The sequence below is a fragment of the Methylobacterium sp. E-041 genome (assembly GCF_022829665.1).
Lineage (GTDB): Bacteria > Pseudomonadota > Alphaproteobacteria > Rhizobiales > Beijerinckiaceae > Methylobacterium.
This window is the reverse complement of the sequence record NZ_JAKSYQ010000156.1, coordinates 1-21,322: the sequence shown is the minus strand read 5'-3', so window position 1 is coordinate 21,322 and position 21,322 is coordinate 1. Positions and strand designations below refer to the sequence as shown.

The following is a 21,322-nucleotide window of genomic DNA, read 5'->3' as shown; positions in this document are numbered from 1 at the left end:
CTGTTCATGGCCGGCGGCGGGCGCACGACCCGGGTGCACGGGCCGTTCTGCTCGGATTCGGAGGTCGAGAGCGTGGTCGCCCACCTCAAGCGCCAGGGCCGCCCGGCCTACCTCGAGGCGGTCACCGCCGACGACGGGTCGGAGGATGCCCCCAAGGGGGCCGCCCAGGGCGCCGGCAGGGGCGGCGACGAGCTGGAGCTCGACGGCGCCGTGTTCGACCAGGGCTCGTTCGGCGAGGCCGGCGGCGACCTCTACGACCAGGCGGTGCAGGTGGTGCTTCGCGACAAGAAGGCATCGACCAGCTACATCCAGCGCCGCCTGCAGATCGGCTACAACCGCGCCGCCTCGATCATGGAGCGCATGGAGCAGGAAGGCATCGTCGGGGGCGCCAATCATGCCGGCAAGCGCGAGATCCTGGTCGAGGCCGAAGGCTGAGGCATTCGGAAGGCGGGTGCGTCCGGAAGGCTGAGGCGTCCGGCACCCGCCGCCGATCCCGGCCACGATCGGATCGTTGTGGCGGGCATCCCCGGCCGAGCCGGCACTGTCCACAGCAGAGTGCGACCGATCGCGGCGGAGTCGGCCGGGATCAGGAACCGCACCGTCTGAGGCCGGTTCCCCCGATCCGGACGCCAATCTGCCTCCGGCATCGGCAACCGTGCCGCATATTTCATCGTAGACGCGGGATCTCATGCTTTCCTACGCGGACAACCGCGGGTTTTCGCTCGCTCCGGACCTGTCATCCCTGCACGCGGCGCCGCTCCGGCTGCCACGGGACGATGCCGACCATCCGCTGGCGGTGGCGTTCCGGGACTTCATCCGGGCGCAGCCCTTCCCGTGCGTCGGCGCGAAGTCGGCGCTGTCGCGGGGGCGGATGAAGATCGTGGTCGCCCGCGACATCACCTCCGGCTGGGACGACACGCGCATCTACCCGGCGCTGCTCGCCTTCATCGCGCGCTACCGCGCCCAGCCCGACCTGTTCCAGAGCTTCGCCATCGTGTTCGAAGGGCCGGGCGACCTGTCCGAGCAGGCCTTCGAGGAGAACCTGTGGGCGCGGGCCCAATCGCTCTCCGACAAGGACGGCTTCCTCGGCCAGGCCTACGACCGGCGCGTCTCGGCCGACCCGGAGGACGCGCACTTCTCCCTCAGCTTCGGCGGCGAGGCGTTCTTCATCGTCGGCCTGCATCCGGGCGCGAGCCGGCCGGCCAGGCGCTTCACGTCGCCGGTCCTGGTCTTCAACCTGCACGATCAGTTCGAGCGGCTGCGCGCCGAGGGGCGCTACGAGAAGCTGCGCGAGAACATCCTGGCCCGCGACGCGGCATTCGCCGGCTCGATCAACCCGATGCTGTCCCAGCACGGCGAGATCTCCGAAGCGCGCCAGTACAGCGGCCGCGCGGTCGACGCCGACTGGGCCTGCCCGTTCAGCGGGCGCACGAAGGGCGGCTCCGATGTCTGAGCCGCATCCGTCCTGCGGCCGTCACACCATCGCGCCGCGCTCGGGGACGGCCTTCACCCTCGACAAGGGCCAGTTCCTGGTGGTCACCGACCCGCAGGGCGAGCAGGTCGCCGACATGCTGGCCTTCCGCCGCGACGACCTCGACGAGGTGATCTCGTCGGGCCGGACGCTGGACTATGCCAGCCGGATCTACCTGACCACGGGCGACCCGCTCTACTCGAACCGCTCCAACGTGATGCTCCGCATCGTCGCGGACACGGTCGGCCGGCACGACTTCCTGCTGACGCCGTGCTCGGCCGACACCTTCCGCATCATCTACGGCGACGCCGAGCCGCACCGCGGCTGCTTCGGCAACCTCGCGGCCGCCCTCGAGCCCTTCGGGATCGGGCCGGACCGGATCCCGGTGGCGTTCAACGTCTTCATGAACGTGACCGTGGACGGGAATACCGGCGCGCTGAAGGTCGCGCCGCCCCTGAGCCGCGCCGGAGACAGGATCGTGTTCGAGGCGATGCAGGACCTGGTGATCGGGCTCACCGCCTGCTCGGCGCTGCAATCCAACAACTTCGCCTTCAAGCCGATCCAGTACGAAATCGTGCCGTCCTGGCCTCCGGCGTCCTGACGCCGGGCGGGAACTGTGCGCGCCATCGTGCGTCGCCCTCCGGCGGTCAAGCTCGGCCGCCGGAGGGCTTCGCCATGACCATCTCGATCTCGCACCTGCAGCCGGCCATCGCCATCCTGGCCGGGATCCTGATCCTGATCGCGCCGCGGCTGCTGAACTACATCGTCGCGATCTACCTGATCGCCGTCGGGGTGATTGGCCTCGGCCTGTTCCGCGGTCTATCGTGACGCCGTCAGGCCCGCTCGCGGCTGACAATGAACGCGGAGCGTCACATGCCGGGTGACCCGGCGCGCGGACGTTCATCTTGCGTTGCAACACGGGATGGTCCAACCCGCACCGATGGGCCCGAGGGGCCGGCAAACCCTTCGACGCCGGCTTCCTTTGACGCAAGATCCTTTTGACGCAAGACCCTTGGACGCGAGTCCTCTTGCACGACGGACGGAATCGATATGACGAGCGGCACCGCGAAGTGGGTCTACACCTTCGGCGACGGCAAGGCCGAGGGCAAATCGCAGATGCGCGACCTGCTCGGCGGCAAGGGCGCGAACCTCGCCGAGATGTCCAATCTCGGCCTGCCGGTGCCCCCCGGCTTCACCATCACCACCGAGGTCTGCACCGCCTACTACGAGAACGGCCAGACCTATCCGGCCGAGCTGAAGGCGCAGGTCGCCACCGCCCTCGAGCAGGTCGGCGCGATCACCGGCAAGACCTTCGGCGATGCGGCGAACCCGCTCCTCGTCTCGGTGCGCTCGGGCGCCCGCGCCTCGATGCCGGGCATGATGGACACGGTGCTCAACCTCGGCCTCAACGACGCGACCGTCGCCGCGCTCGCCGAGAGCTCGGGCGACCCGCGCTTCGCCTACGATTCCTACCGCCGCTTCATCACCATGTACTCGAACGTGGTGCTGGGCGTTGAGCACCACGCCTTCGAGGAGGCGCTGGAGCACTACAAGGAGGGCAAGGGCTTCGATCTCGACACCGAGCTCGGTGCCGACGACTGGAAGCACCTCATCGAGAAGTACAAGGCGATCGTCGTCGAGGAGCACGGCTCGCCGTTCCCGCAGGGCGCCGAGGACCAGCTCTGGGGCGCCATCGGCGCGGTGTTCGATTCGTGGATGATCCCGCGGGCGAAGAAGTACCGTGAGCTGAACGCCATCCCCGAGAGCTGGGGCACCGCCGTCAACGTCCAGGCCATGGTGTTCGGCAACATGGGCGACACCTCGGCCACCGGCGTCGCCTTCACCCGCAACCCGTCCACCGGCGAGCGCGCGCTCTACGGCGAGTTCCTGATCAACGCGCAGGGCGAGGACGTCGTCGCCGGCATCCGCACCCCGCAGGACATCACCGAGAAGGCCCGGCTCGAGGCCAAGTCCGAGAAGCCGTCGATGGAGCGGGCGATGCCCGAATCCTACGCCGAGCTGACGCGGATCTACGGCATCCTCGAGACCCATTACCGCGACATGCAGGACATGGAGTTCACCATCGAGAGCGGGAAGCTCTGGATGCTCCAGACCCGCAACGGCAAGCGCACCGCCAAGGCGGCGCTCCGCATCGCCGTGGATCTGGCCGGCGAGGGCCTGATCACGCAGGAGGAGGCGATCGCCCGGATCGAGCCCGGCGCGCTCGACCAGCTCCTGCACCCGACGATCGACCCGAAGGCCGAGCGCAAGGTGATCGCGCAGGGGCTGCCGGCCTCGCCGGGCGCCGCCACCGGCGAGATCGTGTTCAACTCTGAGGACGCCGAGACCCTGCGCAAGGCCGAGCGCAAGTGCATCCTCGTGCGCATCGAGACCTCGCCCGAGGACATCCACGGGATGCACGCCTCCGAGGGCATCCTGACCACGCGCGGCGGCATGACCTCCCACGCGGCCGTCGTCGCCCGCGGCATGGGCAAGCCCTGCGTGTCGGGCGTCGGCTCGATCCGGATCGACTACAAGGCGCAGACCCTCACGGTCGGCGGCGTGACGCTGAAGGCCGGCGACCGCATCACCATCGACGGCTCGACGGGGCAGGTGCTGCAGGGCGAGGTGACGATGCTGGCGCCCGAGCTGTCGGGCGACTTCGCCACCCTGATGGGCTGGGCCGACGCGTACCGCACCATGAAGGTGCGCGCCAACGCCGACACGCCGACCGACGCCCGCACCGCCCGCGACTTCGGCGCCGAGGGCATCGGCCTGTGCCGCACCGAGCACATGTTCTTCGAGGGCGACCGCATCATCGCGGTGCGCGAGATGATCCTGGCCGACGACGCGGAGGGGCGCCGCGCGGCGCTCGCCAAGATCCTGCCCTACCAGCGCCAGGACTTCGTCGAGCTGTTCACCATCATGTCGGGCCTGCCCGTCACGATCCGCCTGCTCGACCCGCCGCTGCACGAGTTCCTTCCGCATTCCGACGCCGAGGTGAAGGAGGTGATGGACGCCACCGGCATCGCGGAGGACCGGATCCGCCACCGGATGCGCGAGCTCTCCGAGTTCAACCCGATGCTCGGCTTCCGCGGCTGCCGCCTCGCCATCGCCTTCCCGGAGATCGCGGAGATGCAGGCCCGCGCCATCTTCGAGGCGGCCGTCCAGGCGGCGCAGGAGACCGGCGCGCCGGTCACCCCCGAGGTGATGGTGCCGCTGGTGTTCTCCCGCGCCGAGTTCGACATCGTGAAGGCCCGCATCGACGCGACCGCCAAGGCGGTGTCGGAGGAGACCGGCAAGGCGATCGGCTATCAGGTCGGCACCATGATCGAGCTGCCGCGCGCGGCGCTCAAGGCCAACGAGATCGCGGCGACGGCGGAGTTCTTCTCCTTCGGCACCAACGACCTGACGCAGACGGCGCTCGGCATCTCGCGCGACGACGCGGCGACCTTCCTCGGGCCCTACACCCAGAAGGGCATCCTGGCCGCCGACCCGTTCGTGACCATCGACCAGGAGGGCGTCGGCGAGCTGGTGCGGATCGGCGTCGAGCGCGGCCGCTCGGTCCGCCCCGACATCAAGCTCGGCATCTGCGGCGAGCACGGCGGCGACCCGGCCTCGATCGGCTTCTGCCAGGAGGTCGGCCTCGACTACGTGTCGTGCTCGCCCTACCGCGTGCCGATCGCCCGCCTCGCCGCCGCGCAGGCCGCCCTGGGCAAGGTCTCGGCGAAGGAAGGCTAGGCACCCGCGAGCGCCGATCCGCGGATTTCGGCGCCGGGTCCTTTTGCTGGGCGGCCCAGCGTCATCATAACGCGCGGAAGCGGAACCGCGTTCTCCCTCCCCCCGTTGCGGGGGAGGGAAGGCGCGCGGAGGCCTTGAGCCGATAGGTCGATACGGTCGCGTGAACAGGTGAGGAAGCCCACCTCGGCGCGCCTGGCGATCCCGCGTTAACCACGCACAAAAAACCTGCGAAAATAACGGAACCGGGCCGGCGAACCTCTGCCGTAGGGCCGCGTTGGATGCTAGTGGCGAACCGAATGCGCGTGAGCGATCGACGGTTCGACCGGGCGTCAGTCATCCGCGGGAACGCCGGCCATGAACGACTCGTCCTCGTCACAGCTCTACCTCGGGGAAAACCCCTGTGCCGTGCGGATTCCGAAGGTCTTCGCGCGGGCGTATCTCTGGCTCGTCGGTGCGGGAACGCTCCTCGGCGTGCTGGTCTTCGCCGTGGCGTCCCAGAGCAGCCTCGACGCGGCGCGCATCGCCGGATCGGACGCCGGGTACGCGGCGACCCTAGTTTCCGCGATGACGGTCAGCCAGGGCCGCCGCCTGCCCTGACGGCAGCGCCCACGAACCTTACGACATCCTTCAGTGACCGCCGGGAACGGCCCGGGTCGCCGAGCCCGTGAAGCGCGCGGCCGTGAGGTCGTCGCCGGGGCTGCGGCGGCCGAAGCGCGTCGTCACCGTGTCGGGCGACGCGCCGACGACCGCCTCCGGCGCCGCGTCCGTACGGGCGCGCGTCTGCGCCACGCGGACCGGGGCGATGCGGCTCGCCGGATGAGCGGCGCCGGACTCGGTCGAGACCGCGGCGAACAGGGCGCGCAGCTGCGCCTTCGCATCGGCGTCGGCCGGGACCAGGGCGTCCACCGGGCGCGCCGCCGCGGGCCGCTCGGTGACGGCGGCGAGGCTCGAGCCCAGGCTGGCCATGCCGACGTTGCCGAGGCCGGCGAACTGCGCCGGGCGCGGCGGCGGCAGAGGCATCGCGAGCGCGGCGGCCGCGACGGCGGTGAATTCGGCGGGCCGGCGCGGCGGCAGCGGCGCCGTCACGTTGGAGATCAGCGCCGCGTCGATCGCGTCCTCCGGCTTCGAGGCCGGCGGCTCGGCGGTGAGCAGGGCCCTGGCGTCGCGCCCGTCGCGGCGCAGCATCGCCTCGCGCAGCGCGCCGTCGGCGGCCGGCGCCGCCGGGGCGGCGTAGGCAAGGGCCGCGCGGGTGCCGATGCCGTCTTCCGGGTCGGCGCTCGCCACCGCGACCACCGGCTTCGGCTTCCTGCGCGCCACCGCGACCGGCGCCGGGGCCGGATCGCTGCGGCTGCCGAACAGGCCGGCGAGGAACCCGACGAGGCTCGGGCCCTCCTCCTCGTCGGCGGAGGCGATCTGCGAGGACACGCCGAGCACGGTGCCGCCGCGGGCCAGGATCTCGGCGCGGGCCTCCTCGTAGCGCGGGAACGGCCGGTTGTCGGACGCCAGGTGGACGGTCTTGCCGTCGGGGAACAGGCGGGCGAGCTGGTCGTGGCTCATCCGCGGCCACATCCGGACCGAGCCGACGTCGAGATGGACGAAGGGCGAGCCGGCATGCGGATACCAGCCGACGCCGCCGCGCTGCATCTGCAGCCCGACCGCGCGGATGTCGTCGATGGAGACGCCCGGCAGGTAGAAATCCATCGCCTTGCCGAGCATGTGCTGGCTGTACTCGGCCACCGCCTTCGAGCGGCGGCGCAGCATCGCGTTGGTGCCGGGCGAGCGATAGGCCGACACCACGTGGATCGGCTCCGAGGCGCCGACCTGCCGATAGGCCTCCCAGACCGTGTCGAACAGGCGCGGGTCCATCTTGGTCGGCTCGTCGATGCGCCAGTCGCGCAGGAGCCAGTTCAGCTGCTCCAGGGCCGCGCGGTCGTAGCGCCCATCGCGCTTGAACGTGATGGTCGCGCTCTCCTTGGTGTGGGTGTGGAAGATCGTGAGCGAGCGGGTGTCGCCGTTGGCGACCGCATCCTGGGTGCCGGTGGTTCCGGCCGCCAGCGCCAGCGCCATGCCGGAGAGTCCGAAGAGGATGCGCCGAAGACGCGAGGGCCGGGGCGTCGTCTGGCTCGGCGTCGGCACGATCGTCTCACCCCTCGGACGCGACCCGCGTTCGGCGCGGAACCATGGTGAACGCAAGGTTGCCGAAAACCGTGAAGACTCGGTTATCGGCGGCCCGAGCCGGACACACGCGATTCCCTTACGGCTAAGTCTGGACCGTGGCGAAATCGTGCCGGCAAGCGCGGCGGCACACGTCGCCGCGGCGGTCGCCCGACGGGTGATGCGAATGGGCCACGGGGCCGGTGCGGGGGCTCCTCACGGACCGCGACCGGCGGGCTGCGGTCACCACCAGCTGCGCGAGACCGGAGCCGGGTTCGGCGTCCACAGGCCGGGCTCGCCGAACTCGGGCGGCGGCGCTTCCGCGGTCGCCCGCACGGCGCGGCGCGGCAGGGCAACGTGGCGCGGCTTCGCCCGCGGCGGCGGCGGCGCCACGGCCTCGGCCGTCCGGCGCGTCGGCTCGGACGGCCGGACCGCCGGCGAGACCTTGGCGACCGCACCGCCGCCACCGCCGAGTCCGAGGGCCGCGCGCATCGGTGCATCGTAGCCGTAGAGGTCGGGCAGCGTGCGGTAGCTGCCGCCGTCGTCGACGGTGGCGGTGAAGTAGGCGAGGTGCACCGGCAGCTTGTGCTCCAGGCGGATGGTGCGCTCGCCCTTGCCGACGAGCTTCTTCAGGCGCTCCTCGGTCCAGTTCGGCAGCACCACGTCGGCGAAGCGGAACGGGTCGTCGACGCGGACGCAGCCGTGGCTGAGGGCCCGTTCCGAACGCGAGAACAGCGAGCGGTTCGGCGTGTCGTGCAGGTACACGGCATGCTGGTTGGGGAACATGAACTTGATGAAGCCGAGCGCGTTCTTCTCGCCCGGCGGCTGGCGCAGCGAGACGTGGCCGCCGCGGCGCACGATCTCGTAGCCGCCCCAGGTGCTGCCGCCGTAGCTCGCGATCTTCGGCAGCATCGTCTTCAGGATCGAGGGCGGCACGTACCACGACGGGTTCACCACCGCGTATTCCATCAGCCCCGAGAACAGGGGCGTGCGCGAATCCGGCTTGCCGACGATGACGCGGGCCTCGTCGCGCTGGCGTCCGTCGCGGAACACGCGCAGGCGGAATTCCGGCACGTTGACCAGCACGTAGTCGGGCCCGAGCTCGGTGCCGAGCCAGCGCCAGCGCTCCATGTTGACGATCAGCGCCGCGTCGTCGCCCACCGGCCGCACCGCACTCGCCTGCTTGGCGCCCTGCGCCAGCGCCACCACCGTCTGGACGTTGAGGACGCCGTTGCCGGGCAGGCCGCGGCCGCGCTGGAACTTGGCGACCGCCGCGGCGACGCCGGAATCGTAATCCTCCGGATCGCCCGGGGGGACGTCGAGGGTGCCGGCCTTCCGGCTCTCCAGATCGAAATGGGCGCGCAGCAGGGGCACGCGCGCATCGCGCATGCCGACGCGCAGGGCCGGACCGGGCGGCAGGCGCAGGGTGGTCGCCGGACCCGCATCGTCCGTCGCGGCCGGCGCGCGTGCCACCGAGAGGCGGCTCTTGAGGGCGAGATAGCCGGGGGAGCGCGGATTGTAGGCCTGGAGCAGGTCGCCGGCGGTGCCGCCTGCGCCGGCGAGGCTCGCCAGGACCGTGTCGGCGGCCGGCAGATCGAGGGTCGGCGTGATCAGCCGCGAGATCGCGGCCAGGTTGATCCGCCCGCCGCGCGCGTCGCGGGCATAGAGGGCGGCGGCGGCCGAGAGCTTCAGGTCGGCCTCCGCGACGGCGGCCAGATCCTCGGCCTTGGCGGGGCTTTCCGTCTTGCCGGCGGTGTCGGCTTTCCCCGCCTTCGGGAGCGCCGGCACCGGATAGGCGCGGGCGTCGAGGCCGTCCTCGGGCGCCGCCGCGAGGCGTGCGGCGACGGCCTTCGCCGCCGGCGTGTAGGCGCCGTCCACGATCCAGACCGGCTTGAAGGCGCCGAGCGCGTAGAACGCCTGGATCGCCTCGCGTTCCTTCGTCGTCAGGCGGGCGAGCAGCGGGGCAGGCGAGGCCAGGCGGTTGACCACGGCGGCCGCCTGCGGGTCGCTCGGCACGGTGGGCGCCGCGGCGACCGCCGGACGCTCCGGTCCGGGCGCCTCGGTCTGGGCCGGATCGGCCTTCGGCGGCTCGGACGGCGTCACCGCCTCGAGGCCGGTGGCCGGCGGCGGCAGGCTCGGATCCGAAACCGCGGCCGGATCGGATGCGGGCGCCTTATCGGCGGCGACGGCCTTGTCCGGGGTCGCGGTGGCAACGGCGGCGGCGGGCGGGATGTCGTCCAGGCCACCGCGCGCGAAGGCCGCCGTGGAAAGGGCGCCCTGCGCGACGGAGCCGGCCAACAGGACGGCCAGGGCTGCTTTGGCCGAGCGCGAGACGCCCATCTGCGAACCTCCTGGGGACCGACCTCGAGGTCGCCCACAACCTTATCAGTATCGGCGCAAGCCCGGTCGTGCGCAATCGCACCCCCTCCGCTCGCGCCGTCGCGTGCCTGCAAGTGCCTGATGCGCCGAGCCTATCGGTCAGGCGCCGGCCCTCGGGCCGGATCAGGCCGCGGCCTCTTCGGCCTTGTCGTCGCCGTCGAGCCCAAGATCCTTGAGCTTGCGATACAGGGTGGACCGGCCGATTCCGAGGCGGCGCGACACCTCCGACATCCGGCCGCGATAGAATTGCAGCGCGAAGCGGATGATCTCGGCCTCCAGCGCATCCATCGGCTTCATCTCGCCGGTGTCCTCGACCACCAGCGACATCGCGTGGGGGTCGCGCACCTCGACGCGGACGATCTCGCGCACCGGCTCGGGCGAATGGGCCGACAGCATCGGCTGCACGGGCGCCGCCGGGATGCGGACGTCGAAGCCCTCGACCTGGGCGGCGATCTGCGGGAACTCGGCCACCGTCAGCTCGTCGCCGTCGGCGAGCACCACCGCGCGGAACAGCGCGTTCTCGAGCTGGCGGACGTTGCCGGGCCAGCCGTATCGGGTCAGCAGCGCCATCGCCTCGGGGGTGATCGCGCGGACGCGCTTGCCTTCCTCGGCCGCGAACCGGGCGCAGAAGGAGCGCACCAGGTCGGGCACGTCCTCGCGCCGGGCGCGGAGCGGCGGCAGGGTCATCGGGAAGACGTTGAGGCGATAGTACAGGTCCTCGCGGAAGCGGCCCTCCTTGACGAGGTCGAGCAGCGAGCGGTTCGTCGCCGAGACCAGGCGGATGTCGACGCGCACGCTGCGCTTGCCCCCGACCGGGTCGACCTCGCCCTCCTGCAGCGCGCGCAGCAGCTTCACCTGCGCATCGAGGGGCAGCTCGCCGATCTCGTCGAGGAACAGCGTCCCGCCGGACGCCTCCACGAACTTGCCGGCATGGCGCTCGGTGGCGCCGGTGAAGGCGCCCTTCTCGTGCCCGAACAGGGTCGATTCGACGAGATTGTCGGGGATCGCCCCGCAATTGACCGTGACGAAGGGCTTTCCGCGCCGCTCGCCCGATCCCTGGATCGCGCGCGCCAGCACCTCCTTGCCGACGCCGGATTCGCCCTCGATCAGCACCGGGATGTTGGATTTCGCGGCGCGTTCGGCGAGCCGGATCACCCGCTCCATGTCGGGCGACTTCGAGGTGAGGTCCTTGAAGCTGAGCGAGCCGGAGGCGCGGCGGCGCATGCGCCGGACCTCCTCCTCCAGGTGGTCGACCCGGAGCGCGTTCTTAATCGAGACCTGCAGCCGCTCGGCGCCGGCGGGCTTGACCACGAAGTCGACGGCGCCGGCGCGCATCGCGGTGACGACGGCGTCGATGGAGCCGTTGGCGGTCTGGACGATGACCGGGGTGTCGAGGCCGGATTTCCGCATCTCGGCAAGCACGCCGAGGCCGTCGAGGCCGCCGGGCATGACGAGGTCGAGCAGCACCACGTCGATCTCGGGCTGGGTCCGCAGCAGCGCGAGCGCGTCCGCACCGTTCTCCGCGAGCTTCGCCTCGAAGCCGAAGCGGCGCACCGTCGCCTCGGCGAGACGACGCTGAACGGGATCGTCGTCGACGATCAGGACCGTTGTCGCCATGCGGGCTTTTCCTCGCTGCCGCGGGTCGACCGCGGCGCCGGACCTCGCGGGACCCGGCACCCGGCACGACCGGCGGGTGTTTCGTTTCGAGCCGGAGCGTCGCCCAGATGCGTAAAGCACCGCTTAACGACGACGGGAGATTTGCCGCAGGCGCCGCTTGCATCGCCGGCGGCCGCCGAATTCGGTTGAACGCCGTCGATCGCGCTCGATATGAGGCGGGAAGGGCCCGTCGGGCCCCGCGCGGGCGACACGCCGGCAACGAACCGAGGATCCATGCGAGGAATCATGTCCGCCCGAGCCTTCGCCCCCGCAGGGTCGCCCCTCCGGAGCGCCGAGGGCGCCTCCGCGGCGCGTGCCGCGGCCCACGCGGTCGATCTCGGGCCGCTTCCCGAATGGGACCTCGCCGACCTGTATTCCGGCCTGGACGCGCCGGACTTCCGCCGCGACCTCGCGAAGGCGGAAGCGGATTGCCGTTCGTTCTCCGAGACCTACGCCGGGAAGATCGCGCAGCTCGCGAGCGAGCCCGACGCCTCGGGCGAGCTCGCCGCCGCGGTCGCGGCGTACGAGGCGATCGAGGAGCTGCTCGGCCGCCTGATGTCCTATGCCGGGCTGGTCTATTCCGGCGACACCACCGACGAGGCGCGGGCGAAGTTCTACGGCGACACCCGCGAGCGCCTCACCGACGCCTCCGGAAACCTGCTGTTCTTCGCGCTCGAGCTCAACCGGATCGAGGACGGGGTTCTCGACGCGGCGATGTCCGCCGGGCCGCTCGCCCGCTACGCCCCGTGGATCGAGGATCTGCGCCGCGAAAAGCCGTTCCAGCTCGAGGACCGGATCGAGAAGCTGTTCCTGGAGAAATCCGTCACCGCGAACGCGGCCTGGGACCGCCTGTTCAACGAGACCATCGCGGCCCTGCGCTTCCCCGTCCAGGGGGAGCGGCTGCCCCTGGAGCCGACGCTGAACAAGCTCCAGGACCCGGACGGCGAGGTCCGCCGGGAGGCGGCCGGGGCGCTGAGCGAGGTGTTCCGCGAGAACCTGCGGGTGTTCACGCTGATCACCAACACGCTGGCCAAGGACAAGGAGATCTCGGACCGCTGGCGCGGCTTCAAGGACGTGGCGGATGCCCGCCACCTCTCGAACCGCGTCGAGCCCGAGGTGGTCGCGGCGCTGGTCGATGCCGTTCGCGAGGCCTATCCGCGGCTCTCGCACCGCTACTACCGGCTGAAGGCCAAGTGGTTCGGCGTCGAGGCGCTGCCCTACTGGGACCGCAACGCGCCGCTGCCGAAGGTCGAGCAGCGCACCATCCCGTGGACCGAGGCGCGCGACACGGTGCTCGACGCCTACGGCGCGTTCTCGCCGAAGATGGCCGGCATCGCGCGGGACTTCTTCGACCGGCGCTGGATCGACGCGCCGACGCGGCCCGGCAAGGCGCCCGGCGCCTTCGCGCACCCGACGGTGCCTTCGGTCCACCCCTACGTGCTGGTCAACTACCAGGGCAAGCCGCGGGACGTGATGACCCTCGCGCACGAGCTCGGCCACGGCGTGCACCAGGTGCTGGCCGGCCACAACGGCGCGCTGATGGCGCCGACGCCGCTGACCCTGGCCGAGACCGCCAGCGTGTTCGGCGAGATGCTGACCTTCCGGCGCCTGCTCGCGGCGACGACCAACACGACCCAGCGCCGGGCGATGCTGGCCGCCAAGGTCGAGGACATGATCAACACGGTGGTGCGCCAGATCGCGTTCTACTCCTTCGAGCGCAAGGTCCACCTCGCGCGCGCCGAGGGCGAGCTCACCGCGGAGCAGATCAACGGCCTGTGGATGTCGGTGCAGGCCGAATCGCTCGGCCCGGCGATCACGCTCGATGCCGGATACGAGCCGTTCTGGGCCTACATCCCGCACTTCATCCACTCTCCGTTCTACGTCTACGCCTACGCCTTCGGCGACTGCCTGGTGAACTCGCTCTACGGGGTCTACGCGAAGGCGGAGGGCGGCTTCGTCGAGCGCTACTTCGCCCTGCTCTCGGCCGGCGGCTCGAAGCCCTACGGCGAGCTCCTGGCCCCGTTCGGCCTCGACGCCCGCGATCCCGGCTTCTGGCAGATCGGCCTCGGCATGATCGAGGGCATGATCGCGGAGCTGGAGGGGATGGAATCCGAGGCCTGAACGCCAGGGCCCTCCCGCGGTCGACACGCATGAAAAGACCCGCGACGGGGTGCCCCGTCGCGGGTCTTTTCGGTCTCGGTTCCGGCCGCGATCAGACGGCGGCGACGTCGACCCGGATGTTGCCGCGGATGGCGTGCGAGTACGGGCAGACCACGTCGGCGCGCTTCACGAGGTCGGCGGCCTTCTCGGCATCGATGCCCGGCAGGCTGGCCTTGAGGCTGACGGTGAGGCCGAAGCCGGTGCCGTCGTCGCGCTTGCCGATGCCGACCTCGGCGTCGACGCGGGCGTCCTCGGGCACCTTCACCTTGTCCTGGGCGGCGACGAACTTGATCGCGCCGAGGAAGCAGGCGGCGTAGCCGGCGGCAAAGAGCTGCTCGGGGTTGCTGCCCGGGCCGCCGTTGCCGCCGAGCTCCTTCGGGGTCGAGAGGCCGACGCCGAGACGGCTGTCGTCGGTCGCGGCGGATCCTTCGCGGCCGCCGGTGGCGTGGGCGTGGGCGGTGTAGAGAGCCTGCATCGTCGTCTCCTGTCGGCGTTGGGAATCACGCACCCGCTCGCGGGCGATCGATGACCCTTCATCCCACGAAACTAGGTTGCGCGCAACCGATGTCGCGCGTTCAGTAGATCTCGAACAGGCCGGCCGCGCCCATGCCGCCGCCCACGCACATCGTGACCACGCCGTACTTGGCGCCCCGGCGGCGCCCCTCGATCAGCAGGTGCCCGGTCATGCGCGCGCCGGACATGCCGTAGGGATGGCCGATCGCGATCGCGCCGCCGTCGACGTTGAGGCGCTCGTCGGGAATGCCGAGGCGGTCGCGGCAATACAGGACCTGGACCGCGAAGGCCTCGTTCAGCTCCCACAGGTCGATGTCGCCGACGGTGAGCCCGTGCTGCTCCAGAAGCTTGGGCACGGCGAAGACCGGGCCGATGCCCATCTCGTCGGGCGCGCACCCGGCCACCGCCATGCCGCGATAGGCGCCGAGCGGCTGCAGCCCGCGCCGCTCGGCCTCCCGCGCCTCCATCAGCACGCAGGCCGAGGCGCCGTCCGAGAGCTGGCTCGCGTTGCCGGCGGTGATGAACGCGCCCTCGGCGACGGCCTGCCCGTTGCGGAACACCGGCTTCAGGGCGGAAAGGTCCTCGAGCCGGGTCTGCGGCCGGTTGCCCTCGTCCTGCGAGAGCGTCACCGCGCGCTTCGTCACGGCACCGGTCGCCTTGTCGACGACCGCCATCTCGGTCGCCAGCGGCACGATCTCGTCGGCGAAGCGCCGGTTGGCCTGGGCCTCGGCGGTGCGGTGCTGCGACTGCAGCGCGTAGCGGTCCTGCGCCTCCCGATCGATGCCGTAGCGGGCGGCGACGATCTCGGCGGTCTCCAGCATCGACATGTAGACGTGCGGGGCCATCGCGGTGAGCGCCGCATCCTCGGCGCGGAAGCGGTTCAGGTGCTCGTTCTGGACGAGCGAGATCGATTCGAGGCCGCCGCCGATCGCGGCCTGCATGCCGTCGACGACGATCTGCTTGGCGGCGGTGGCGATCGCCATCAGCCCCGAGGCGCATTGCCGGTCGACGCTCATCCCCGCCACCGAAGCCGGGAGCCCGGCCCGCAGGGCGGATTGCCGCGCGATGTTGGTGCCGGTGGAGCCCTGCTGCAGGGCGGCCCCGAGGATCACGTCGCCGATCAGCGTGCCGGCTTCCTCCGGCGCGATGCCGGCGCGGGAGAGCGCGTGGGCGATCGCGTGGCCGCCGAGCGCCTGCGCCTGGGTGTCGTTGAAGGCGCCGCGATAGGCCTTGCCGATCGGGGTCCGCGCAGTCGAGACGATGACGGCTTCACGCATGGTGTGCTGGTCCTTGGCGGGGCCGATCCCGCCCGTATCGGGAAGACAGGCGGTGTGCCGGATCCGGCCGGCCGGCTCAACCGCGCGCGGCGAGCCCGAAGATCGCGCGCGCCTCGGCCGGGCTCGCCGGTGCGCAGTCGATGAGCGACAGCAGCGTCACCGCCTTCTCGACGAGCGCGGCGTTGCTCGGCGCCAGGCGTCCGCGGGCGAGGTAAAGGTTGTCCTCCAGGCCGACCCGGACGTTGCCGCCCATGCTGGCGGCGAGCGCCACCATCGGGAACTCGGCCCGGCCGATGCCGAAGGCCGACCAGACCGCGTCGGCCGGCAGGCGCGCGCGCATCTGCACCAGGGTCTCGGGGTCGGCCGGCGCCCCCCACGGGATGCCCAGGCAGATCTGGAACAGCGGCGGGGCGGCGAGATGCCCCTCGGCGATGAGGTGGCGGGCGAGCGCGATGTGGCCGAGGTCGAACACCTCGATCTCCGGCCGCACGCCGGCGGCGCGGATCGCCTCGGCCATGGCGCGCAGGTGCGCCGGGGTGTTGAGGAACAGGTTCTCGCCGAAGTTCATCGTCGCGACGTCGAGGGTGCAGAGCTCCGGCCTGAGCGCGCTCACGTGGCGGGTGCGCACCGCCGGGGTCTCGAAGAGGGTGCCAAGCCCCGCCGCGGCCGGATCGGACGCGCCCGGCACGAAGCGTCCGCCGGCGCCCGTGGTCAGGTTGAGGATCACGTCGGCGTTGCGCTCGCGGATGCGCTCCACCACCTCGCGGTAATGCGCGAGCTCCATGCTCGGCGCCGCGGTCTCGGGGTGGCGGACGTGGACGTGCACCACCGCGGCGCCGGCCTCGGCCGCCTCGAGCGCCGAGCGGGCGATGGCCTCCGGGCTGACCGGCACCGCCGGGTTCTTCGACGGCGTGTCGAACGAGCCCGTCAGGGCGCAGGTGATCACGGTCTTCTGCGACATCGCCGTCTCCTCAGATCATCCCGCCGTCGACCACCAGCGTCTCGCCGGTGATGTAGGCCCCGCCGGCGGCGAGGAAGAACATCGCCTCGGCGATGTCCTCGGGCTCGGCCAGGCGCGCCATCAGGGTGTTGGCGACGGTCGCCGCCTTGCGTGCCTCGGGCCAGTTCGCAGTCCAGGGCGTGGCCACGAGGCCCGGCGCGACCGCGTTGACGCGGATCTCGGGGGCGAGCGCCCGGGCGAGCGAGCGCGTCAGGTTCACGAGCCCGGCCTTGCTCGCCGAGTAGGCGATGCTGGAGCCGCGCCGCCCGAGGCCGGCGACCGAGGCGGTGTTGACGATGGCGCCGCGGCGCGCCCGCAGGGCGGGGGCGGCGGCCCGCGCGCAGCGATAGGGGCCGACGAGGTTGGTCGACAGGATCGAATCCCAGAAATCCTCGGTCATCGCGTCGAGGTCCTCGAAGGCGATCGGCGCCTGCGTGCCCGAGGTGCCGGCATTGTTGATCAGCACGTCGAGGCCGCCGAGCGTCGCGATCGCCTCGGCCACCATCGCCTCCGCCTCGCCTGCGCGGGAGACGTCGCCGGCGACCGCCGTGACGAAGAGACCGTCCGCGCGCAGACGCCCGGCGGCCTCCGGGCCGCGTGGGTCGTCCGCGAGGTGGTTCAGGGCGACCGCGGCCCCGTTGCGCGCGAACAGCGTGGCGGCGGCCAGGCCGATGCCGGAGGACGCCCCGGTGACGAGGACGGCTTTGCCGCGAAGGTCGGCGCCGATCATGGTGTGCTCCCGTCTGCGATCGGAGGTCGGCGGCGGACGCTCACGTGCCCTCCATCCGGCCGATGCCGCGCATCGCCGCCTTGAGGGCGAGCAGCTTGCGGTCGCGCTCGCGGAACAGCTCCGCCGGGTCGCGGCCGCCCCAGTCGAAGTAGCCGCGCCCGGCCATCACCCCGGTCCGGCCCTCGGCGCAGAGGGCGTCGAGGCTGCCCGACCGGGTGCGCGGCGGGGGCGGGGCGTAGCTCGCGTTGGCGAGCGCCCGGCGCTGCAGGTCGAGACCGGTGAAGTCCGCCTTGGCAAGGTGGCCGAGAATCGGGATGCGCAGCGAGAGCCCGTGCACGATGGCGTCGTCGATCTCGCGCGGGGTGGCGTAGCCTTCGTCGAGGAGGTGGTGCACCTCGGCGGTGATCGCCGACTGGATGCGGTTGGCGACGTAGCCCGGCACGAAGCGCTTGAGGTCGATCGGCACCTGGCCGAGCCCGACGACGAGGTCGCGGATCTCGGCCACCACCTCCGGCCGCGTCTCGGGACCCGGCACCACGTCGACGAGATCGATGATGTAGGGGGGCGTGTACCAGTGCGCGACGAGGGCGCGCGGCTGCCGCCCGGCCGGGATCAGCGGGAAGACGTCGAGGTAGCTCGTGTTGCTGGCGATCACCGCGTCGGCGGCGCAGAGCCCGTCGAGCTCGGAGTACAGCGTGCGCTTCGCCTCCGGGTCCTCGGTGATCGCCTCGACGACGAGGCTCGCCCCGTCGACCGTGGCCGCGAGGTCCGGCGAGAGCCGCACGGCCGCGGCGAGGCGGTCCGCGGTCCACCCGTCGGGCGCGGCGCCGGCTTCCGCCAAGGTCGCGAGCGCGGAGGCCATCAGGGCGGGCACCGCATCAAGGGTCTCGGCGCGGCTGTCCGTGAGGCGGACGGCATGGCCGCCGAGCGCCAGGACCAGGGCGATGCCGTGACCCATCAGCCCGGCCCCGACGACGGCGATCTCGGCCATGATGTCCTCCTCCGGTCAGACGGTGGCGATCGGCGTCGCCGGCGAGCCGACGGCGCCGGGAAGCCGCAGGGGCGGCGCGGTGAGCAGGAAGCGATGGCGCCCGTTCGCCCTGAGCCAGGCCGCCAGCGGGGTCAGGTGCCAGAGCTCGCCCAGCGGCAGCCCGAGCTTGAACAGGCAGTGCTCGTGCAGCGGCAGGATCGCGCAGCACGCCCCGCCCGGCCGCGCCGGATAGGCCTCGACCGCGTAGTTGTCGGCGGCGAGCGCGGAGAGCCCGCTGTCGCTGATCCAGGCGAGAAGCCGCGCGTCGCGGCCGTCCAGGACGGCGCAGATGCGGTGGACCTCCTGCGGGTCCGGATGCCCGGCCCAGGCGAGGAGGCGGTCGGCGAAGCCCGTATGCAGGCAGACCATGTCACCGGGCTCGACCGCGACCCCGTCGGCTTCCAGGATCCGCATCAGGGCGTCGTAGCCGACGAGCGTGCGGGCGTCGCCGTGATGCGCCCGCAGGTCGACCATCACGCCACGGCCCTGCATGCCGTGCTCGGCCAAGCGCTCGATGCCGAGGCGGTGCGCGCGCGACGGGGCCTCGACCTCGGCGGCCTCGCTCGGACCCGTCACGTCGAGGCCGCCGCGGAAACCGTTGTAGTAGACGGGTTTCGGCGTTCCGTCCCCGTCGGCGTCGAACAGGCCGCCGACATGGGCGAGGCTGTCCCACTGCGTCGAGTATTGCAGATAGAGCATCACCCGGTCGTCGCAGATCACGTCGGTGGCGCCGTCGACCTCCTCGCAGACCCGGAAGTTGGTCACAGGCCGGCCGTTGGCCCGGACCGTCGGGCTAAGGCGCGGCGGGTGGCGGCGCTGGTTCAGGACGTTGCCGCCGGGCAGGTCGAGGGGCAGGCTGAGGCAGAAGGTCCGGCCCACGCGGACCTCCGCGACGCCCTGCAGCACCTTGGCCGCATCGAGCCCGTTGACGCGGCCGAGCTGGTCCTCAGGGCCGTAATCGCCCCAGGTCGAGCCCTCGGGCCGGCGGCGCCAGCGCGGCTCGGTCATCGGCGCGTCCTGCCGGTATCGGTTCTGCCCTCGCAGATCCGGGGCGCGGCGGGTGCCGGAGCCGGGCGCATGCGTCCATCCCTGAAGGCGGATCCTTGGCGGATCCCGTTGGCCGCATCGTCCGTCCGGCCATACCGGTCTGTCAACGACCGGGTCGCGGCCGGAGCGACGAAGCCGGGCGGAATTGTCAGGGCGCGCGAGCGCCCCCATACCGGACCTTCGAAACGGGCGAGGGCCGGAGCAGCCGATGCGCGAGCAGGATACGATCTTCGGGGCCGACATCCCGTTCGCGCGGCTCTGCGGCGTCGAGGCGCTCGGCTATGCCGAGGGACGCACCCGGCTGCGGCTGAGGCTGCGCGACGACCACGGCAACAACCTCGGCATCGCCCATGGCGGGGTGATCTGCACGCTGCTCGACATCGCCATGGGGACGGCGGCGCGGCTCGCCGCCGGGCGGCCGGTGCTCACCCTCGACATGCAGACCCGCTTCCTCGCCCCCGGCCGCGGCGTGCTGCTGGCCGAAGGGTTCGTGGTGCGCGGCGGGCGCTCGGTTCTGTTCTGCGAGGCGGAGATCCGCGGGGAGGGCGGCGATCTGGTGGCGACGGCGAGCGGCCTGTTCAAGCCTGCCCGCAGCGAGCCGGCGCCTGCGGCGTAAGGCGGGCGCGACCATCGACGAAAGCGGCCGCCGCCGACACGAAAAAAGCCCCGGACGCATGCGCCCGGGGCTTCATCGCAACCTTGCAAGGGCCGGAGGGATCACCCTCCGGCGAAGACCTTAGAGGCCGCCGAACTTGTAGTTGAAGCCAGCGCGGATGATGCTGCCCTCGGTGCGGAAGCGCGAGATGTAGCCGGCGCCCGGGCCGACACCGTTGAACGAGCCGACGATGACGTTGCGGCTGCCGAGGTCGTAGTGGAGGTACTCGGCCTTGATCGTCACGGCGTCGTACTTCAGGCCGAGATACTTCGCGAAGGCGAAGGTGTTCAGGAAGCTGTCGGTCGGGATCGCGTACTCGACGCCGCCGCCGTAGGCGTAACCGGTCTCGAGGTTGTTGGTGCGGCCGGCGAAGGCGAGGGCGCCGCCGGGGGTGTAAAAGTTGGCATCGTACTGGACCTCGCCGAAGGCGAAGCCGCCGGTCCCGTAGACCATGAACCGGTCGAAGGCGTAGCCGACGCGGCCGGTGACGGTGCCGAGATATTCCAGGCTCTGGCGGAAGTAGTTCGGGTTGGGCAGGACGCCGCCGGCGTTCGGAGCGTCGAGGCTGAAGCGGCCCTTGTGGATGTCGGTCCAGTCGACGCTGACGGCGCCGCCGAGGACGAAGCCGGAGCCCGGGGTGAACTGATAGTTGTAGCCCGCGGTGCCGCCGATCTTGCCGATGCCGTCGGTCTCGGTGGTGGCCAGCGGCGGACGACGCAGGGCCTGCACGTTGGCGACGTTCACGGGCGAGATGCCGGTGGTGGTGATCCGCTGGCGGTCGGTGAAGGTGTAGGTCGACTCGAGGCCGGCGTAGAAGCCGGTCCAGGTGAACACCGGGATCGGGGTGAAGACCGGCGGGGGCTCGCGGCGCGGCAGGTCGGCGGCGGAGGCGACGGCGGTCATGCCGGCCAGCACGGTCGAGGCGAGGAGAAGCTTCTTCGTCATGTGAGGGGTACCTGAAGACTGTCCCGAATGGCTCTGGCCCCACTTAAGCGTAAGCGTGCCCGGGCAACTATGCCCGCCATGCCACAGTGCGGCCCAAATGCAGCGGTGGCGCCACGGACGACCTTGCCCGACCGAATCGCCGCCGGCCTGCCCCGTCGGGCCGGCGGCGGGCGCGGCCGGGGCGCCGGCCCTTGATCAAAGGACGGCGAGCCTCTAATCCGACCGCGCCTTTCGCCGGGGCTCCCCCGCGAGCCGGGCGAGAGTCGAGATCGGGTGCGCCCGTGCGCGGGCCCTGCCGCAGGAACGAGAACCATGGCCAAAGAGAAGTTTGCCCGCACGAAGCCGCACTGCAACATCGGCACGATCGGTCACGTTGACCACGGCAAGACGTCGCTGACGGCGGCGATCACGAAGGTCTTGGCTGAGTCCGGCGGGGCGACGTTCACGGCCTACGACCAGATCGACAAGGCTCCCGAGGAGAAGGCGCGCGGGATCACGATCTCGACGGCGCACGTGGAGTACGAGACGACGAACCGGCACTACGCGCACGTCGACTGCCCCGGT

At 71.6% G+C, this 21,322-nt stretch carries 19 protein-coding genes; 9 read left to right on the top strand and 10 right to left on the bottom strand.

Annotation, left to right across the window (positions count from 1 at the left end; all coding sequences use genetic code 11):
- From MKK70_RS14400 to MKK70_RS14375, 6 genes are all read left to right on the top strand, one after another.
- Positions 1-435 (top strand): DNA translocase FtsK (locus MKK70_RS14400; RefSeq protein ID WP_279603652.1); only part of this gene is annotated, 435 nt, incomplete at its 5' end.
- A 253-nt stretch (positions 436-688) separates the two neighbouring features.
- A complete protein-coding gene (gene gntA, locus MKK70_RS14395; protein ID WP_243948556.1) occupies positions 689-1,453 on the top strand; it encodes a guanitoxin biosynthesis heme-dependent pre-guanitoxin N-hydroxylase GntA in 765 nt (254 codons plus the stop codon).
- Positions 1,446-2,072, top strand: a complete 627-nt coding sequence (locus MKK70_RS14390) for a DUF1989 domain-containing protein (RefSeq protein WP_243948554.1) — start codon at positions 1,446-1,448, stop codon at positions 2,070-2,072. Before gntA ends, MKK70_RS14390 begins: the two co-directional genes overlap by 8 nt.
- 74 nt (positions 2,073-2,146) lie before the next feature.
- A complete protein-coding gene (locus tag MKK70_RS14385; RefSeq protein ID WP_147727954.1) occupies positions 2,147-2,299 on the top strand; it encodes a DUF3096 domain-containing protein in 153 nt (50 codons plus the stop codon).
- A 222-nt stretch (positions 2,300-2,521) separates the two neighbouring features.
- The gene (gene ppdK, locus MKK70_RS14380; RefSeq protein ID WP_147727953.1) at positions 2,522-5,212 is read left to right on the top strand and encodes a pyruvate, phosphate dikinase; all 2,691 of its coding nucleotides are present in this window, start codon (positions 2,522-2,524) and stop codon (positions 5,210-5,212) included.
- 354 nt (positions 5,213-5,566) lie between these two features.
- Complete coding sequence (locus tag MKK70_RS14375; RefSeq protein WP_243948553.1) at positions 5,567-5,809, top strand: hypothetical protein; 243 nt, start codon at positions 5,567-5,569, stop codon at positions 5,807-5,809.
- Positions 5,810-5,839: 30 nt separating this feature from the next.
- On the opposite strand, the gene MKK70_RS14370 is transcribed toward MKK70_RS14375, so the two are convergent.
- The 3 genes from MKK70_RS14370 to MKK70_RS14360 form a co-directional block, all read right to left on the bottom strand.
- Positions 5,840-7,279 carry a DUF882 domain-containing protein gene (locus MKK70_RS14370; RefSeq protein ID WP_243948558.1) on the bottom strand — a complete coding sequence of 480 codons (1,440 nt, stop codon included), beginning with the start codon at positions 7,277-7,279 and terminating at the stop codon, positions 5,840-5,842.
- 330 nt (positions 7,280-7,609) lie between these two features.
- Positions 7,610-9,706 (bottom strand): murein L,D-transpeptidase, encoded by a 2,097-nt coding sequence (locus tag MKK70_RS14365; RefSeq protein ID WP_243948552.1) that lies wholly within the window; start codon positions 9,704-9,706, stop codon positions 7,610-7,612.
- 162 nt (positions 9,707-9,868) lie between these two features.
- Positions 9,869-11,362 carry a sigma-54-dependent transcriptional regulator gene (locus tag MKK70_RS14360; RefSeq protein WP_147726263.1) on the bottom strand — a complete coding sequence of 498 codons (1,494 nt, stop codon included), beginning with the start codon at positions 11,360-11,362 and terminating at the stop codon, positions 9,869-9,871.
- A gap of 285 nt (positions 11,363-11,647) precedes the next feature.
- On the opposite strand from MKK70_RS14360, the gene MKK70_RS14355 reads away from it, so the two are divergent.
- The gene (locus MKK70_RS14355; protein ID WP_243948551.1) at positions 11,648-13,522 is read left to right on the top strand and encodes a M3 family oligoendopeptidase; all 1,875 of its coding nucleotides are present in this window, start codon (positions 11,648-11,650) and stop codon (positions 13,520-13,522) included.
- Between the two features lie 91 nt (positions 13,523-13,613).
- Here MKK70_RS14355 and MKK70_RS14350 read toward each other — a convergent pair whose 3' ends face one another.
- The 6 genes from MKK70_RS14350 to MKK70_RS14325 form a co-directional block, all read right to left on the bottom strand.
- The gene (locus MKK70_RS14350; protein WP_243948550.1) at positions 13,614-14,036 is read right to left on the bottom strand and encodes an organic hydroperoxide resistance protein; all 423 of its coding nucleotides are present in this window, start codon (positions 14,034-14,036) and stop codon (positions 13,614-13,616) included.
- A gap of 100 nt (positions 14,037-14,136) precedes the next feature.
- Positions 14,137-15,351 (bottom strand): acetyl-CoA C-acyltransferase, encoded by a 1,215-nt coding sequence (locus MKK70_RS14345; RefSeq protein ID WP_147842934.1) that lies wholly within the window; start codon positions 15,349-15,351, stop codon positions 14,137-14,139.
- A 76-nt stretch (positions 15,352-15,427) separates the two neighbouring features.
- Positions 15,428-16,312 (bottom strand): 3-keto-5-aminohexanoate cleavage protein, encoded by an 885-nt coding sequence (locus MKK70_RS14340; protein WP_243934170.1) that lies wholly within the window; start codon positions 16,310-16,312, stop codon positions 15,428-15,430.
- Positions 16,313-16,322: 10 nt separating this feature from the next.
- A complete protein-coding gene (locus tag MKK70_RS14335) occupies positions 16,323-17,081 on the bottom strand; it encodes an SDR family NAD(P)-dependent oxidoreductase (RefSeq protein ID WP_243934172.1) in 759 nt (252 codons plus the stop codon).
- A 40-nt stretch (positions 17,082-17,121) separates the two neighbouring features.
- Positions 17,122-18,072: a 3-hydroxyacyl-CoA dehydrogenase family protein gene (locus MKK70_RS14330; protein ID WP_243948549.1), complete on the bottom strand. Its 951-nt coding sequence runs from the start codon at positions 18,070-18,072 to the stop codon at positions 17,122-17,124.
- Between the two features lie 15 nt (positions 18,073-18,087).
- Positions 18,088-19,119, bottom strand: a complete 1,032-nt coding sequence (locus MKK70_RS14325; RefSeq protein ID WP_243948547.1) for a cyclase family protein — start codon at positions 19,117-19,119, stop codon at positions 18,088-18,090.
- 247 nt (positions 19,120-19,366) lie between these two features.
- Here MKK70_RS14325 and MKK70_RS14320 point away from each other — a divergent pair, with 247 nt between their 5' ends.
- Positions 19,367-19,774: a PaaI family thioesterase gene (locus tag MKK70_RS14320; protein WP_243948545.1), complete on the top strand. Its 408-nt coding sequence runs from the start codon at positions 19,367-19,369 to the stop codon at positions 19,772-19,774.
- Between the two features lie 120 nt (positions 19,775-19,894).
- Here the strand turns inward: MKK70_RS14320 and MKK70_RS14315 are convergent, their stop codons facing one another.
- Positions 19,895-20,758 (bottom strand): outer membrane protein, encoded by an 864-nt coding sequence (locus MKK70_RS14315; RefSeq protein ID WP_147842940.1) that lies wholly within the window; start codon positions 20,756-20,758, stop codon positions 19,895-19,897.
- Between the two features lie 312 nt (positions 20,759-21,070).
- Between MKK70_RS14315 and MKK70_RS14310 the strand changes: the two genes are divergently transcribed.
- Positions 21,071-21,322 (top strand): GTP-binding protein (locus tag MKK70_RS14310; protein WP_243948543.1); only part of this gene is annotated, 252 nt, incomplete at its 3' end.

Bases quoted from the DNA above. Each gene is read 5' to 3' on its own strand.
- MKK70_RS14365 (WP_243948552.1), bottom strand. From the start codon at position 9,706: ATGGGCGTCTCGCGCTCGGCCAAAGCAGCCCTGGCCGTCCTGTTGGCC.
- MKK70_RS14340 (WP_243934170.1), bottom strand. From the start codon at position 16,312: ATGTCGCAGAAGACCGTGATCACCTGCGCCCTGACGGGCTCGTTCGAC.
- MKK70_RS14345 (WP_147842934.1), bottom strand. From the start codon at position 15,351: ATGCGTGAAGCCGTCATCGTCTCGACTGCGCGGACCCCGATCGGCAAG.
- MKK70_RS14315 (WP_147842940.1), bottom strand. From the start codon at position 20,758: ATGACGAAGAAGCTTCTCCTCGCCTCGACCGTGCTGGCCGGCATGACC.
- MKK70_RS14360 (WP_147726263.1), bottom strand. From the start codon at position 11,362: ATGGCGACAACGGTCCTGATCGTCGACGACGATCCCGTTCAGCGTCGT.
- MKK70_RS14325 (WP_243948547.1), bottom strand. From the start codon at position 19,119: ATGACCGAGCCGCGCTGGCGCCGCCGGCCCGAGGGCTCGACCTGGGGC.
- MKK70_RS14370 (WP_243948558.1), bottom strand. From the start codon at position 7,279: ATGGCGCTGGCGCTGGCGGCCGGAACCACCGGCACCCAGGATGCGGTC.
- MKK70_RS14385 (WP_147727954.1), top strand. From the start codon at position 2,147: ATGACCATCTCGATCTCGCACCTGCAGCCGGCCATCGCCATCCTGGCC.
- gntA (WP_243948556.1), top strand. From the start codon at position 689: ATGCTTTCCTACGCGGACAACCGCGGGTTTTCGCTCGCTCCGGACCTG.
- MKK70_RS14375 (WP_243948553.1), top strand. From the start codon at position 5,567: ATGAACGACTCGTCCTCGTCACAGCTCTACCTCGGGGAAAACCCCTGT.
- MKK70_RS14350 (WP_243948550.1), bottom strand. From the start codon at position 14,036: ATGCAGGCTCTCTACACCGCCCACGCCCACGCCACCGGCGGCCGCGAA.
- MKK70_RS14330 (WP_243948549.1), bottom strand. From the start codon at position 18,072: ATGGCCGAGATCGCCGTCGTCGGGGCCGGGCTGATGGGTCACGGCATC.
- MKK70_RS14390 (WP_243948554.1), top strand. From the start codon at position 1,446: ATGTCTGAGCCGCATCCGTCCTGCGGCCGTCACACCATCGCGCCGCGC.
- ppdK (WP_147727953.1), top strand. From the start codon at position 2,522: ATGACGAGCGGCACCGCGAAGTGGGTCTACACCTTCGGCGACGGCAAG.
- MKK70_RS14355 (WP_243948551.1), top strand. From the start codon at position 11,648: ATGTCCGCCCGAGCCTTCGCCCCCGCAGGGTCGCCCCTCCGGAGCGCC.
- MKK70_RS14320 (WP_243948545.1), top strand. From the start codon at position 19,367: ATGCGCGAGCAGGATACGATCTTCGGGGCCGACATCCCGTTCGCGCGG.
- MKK70_RS14335 (WP_243934172.1), bottom strand. From the start codon at position 17,081: ATGATCGGCGCCGACCTTCGCGGCAAAGCCGTCCTCGTCACCGGGGCG.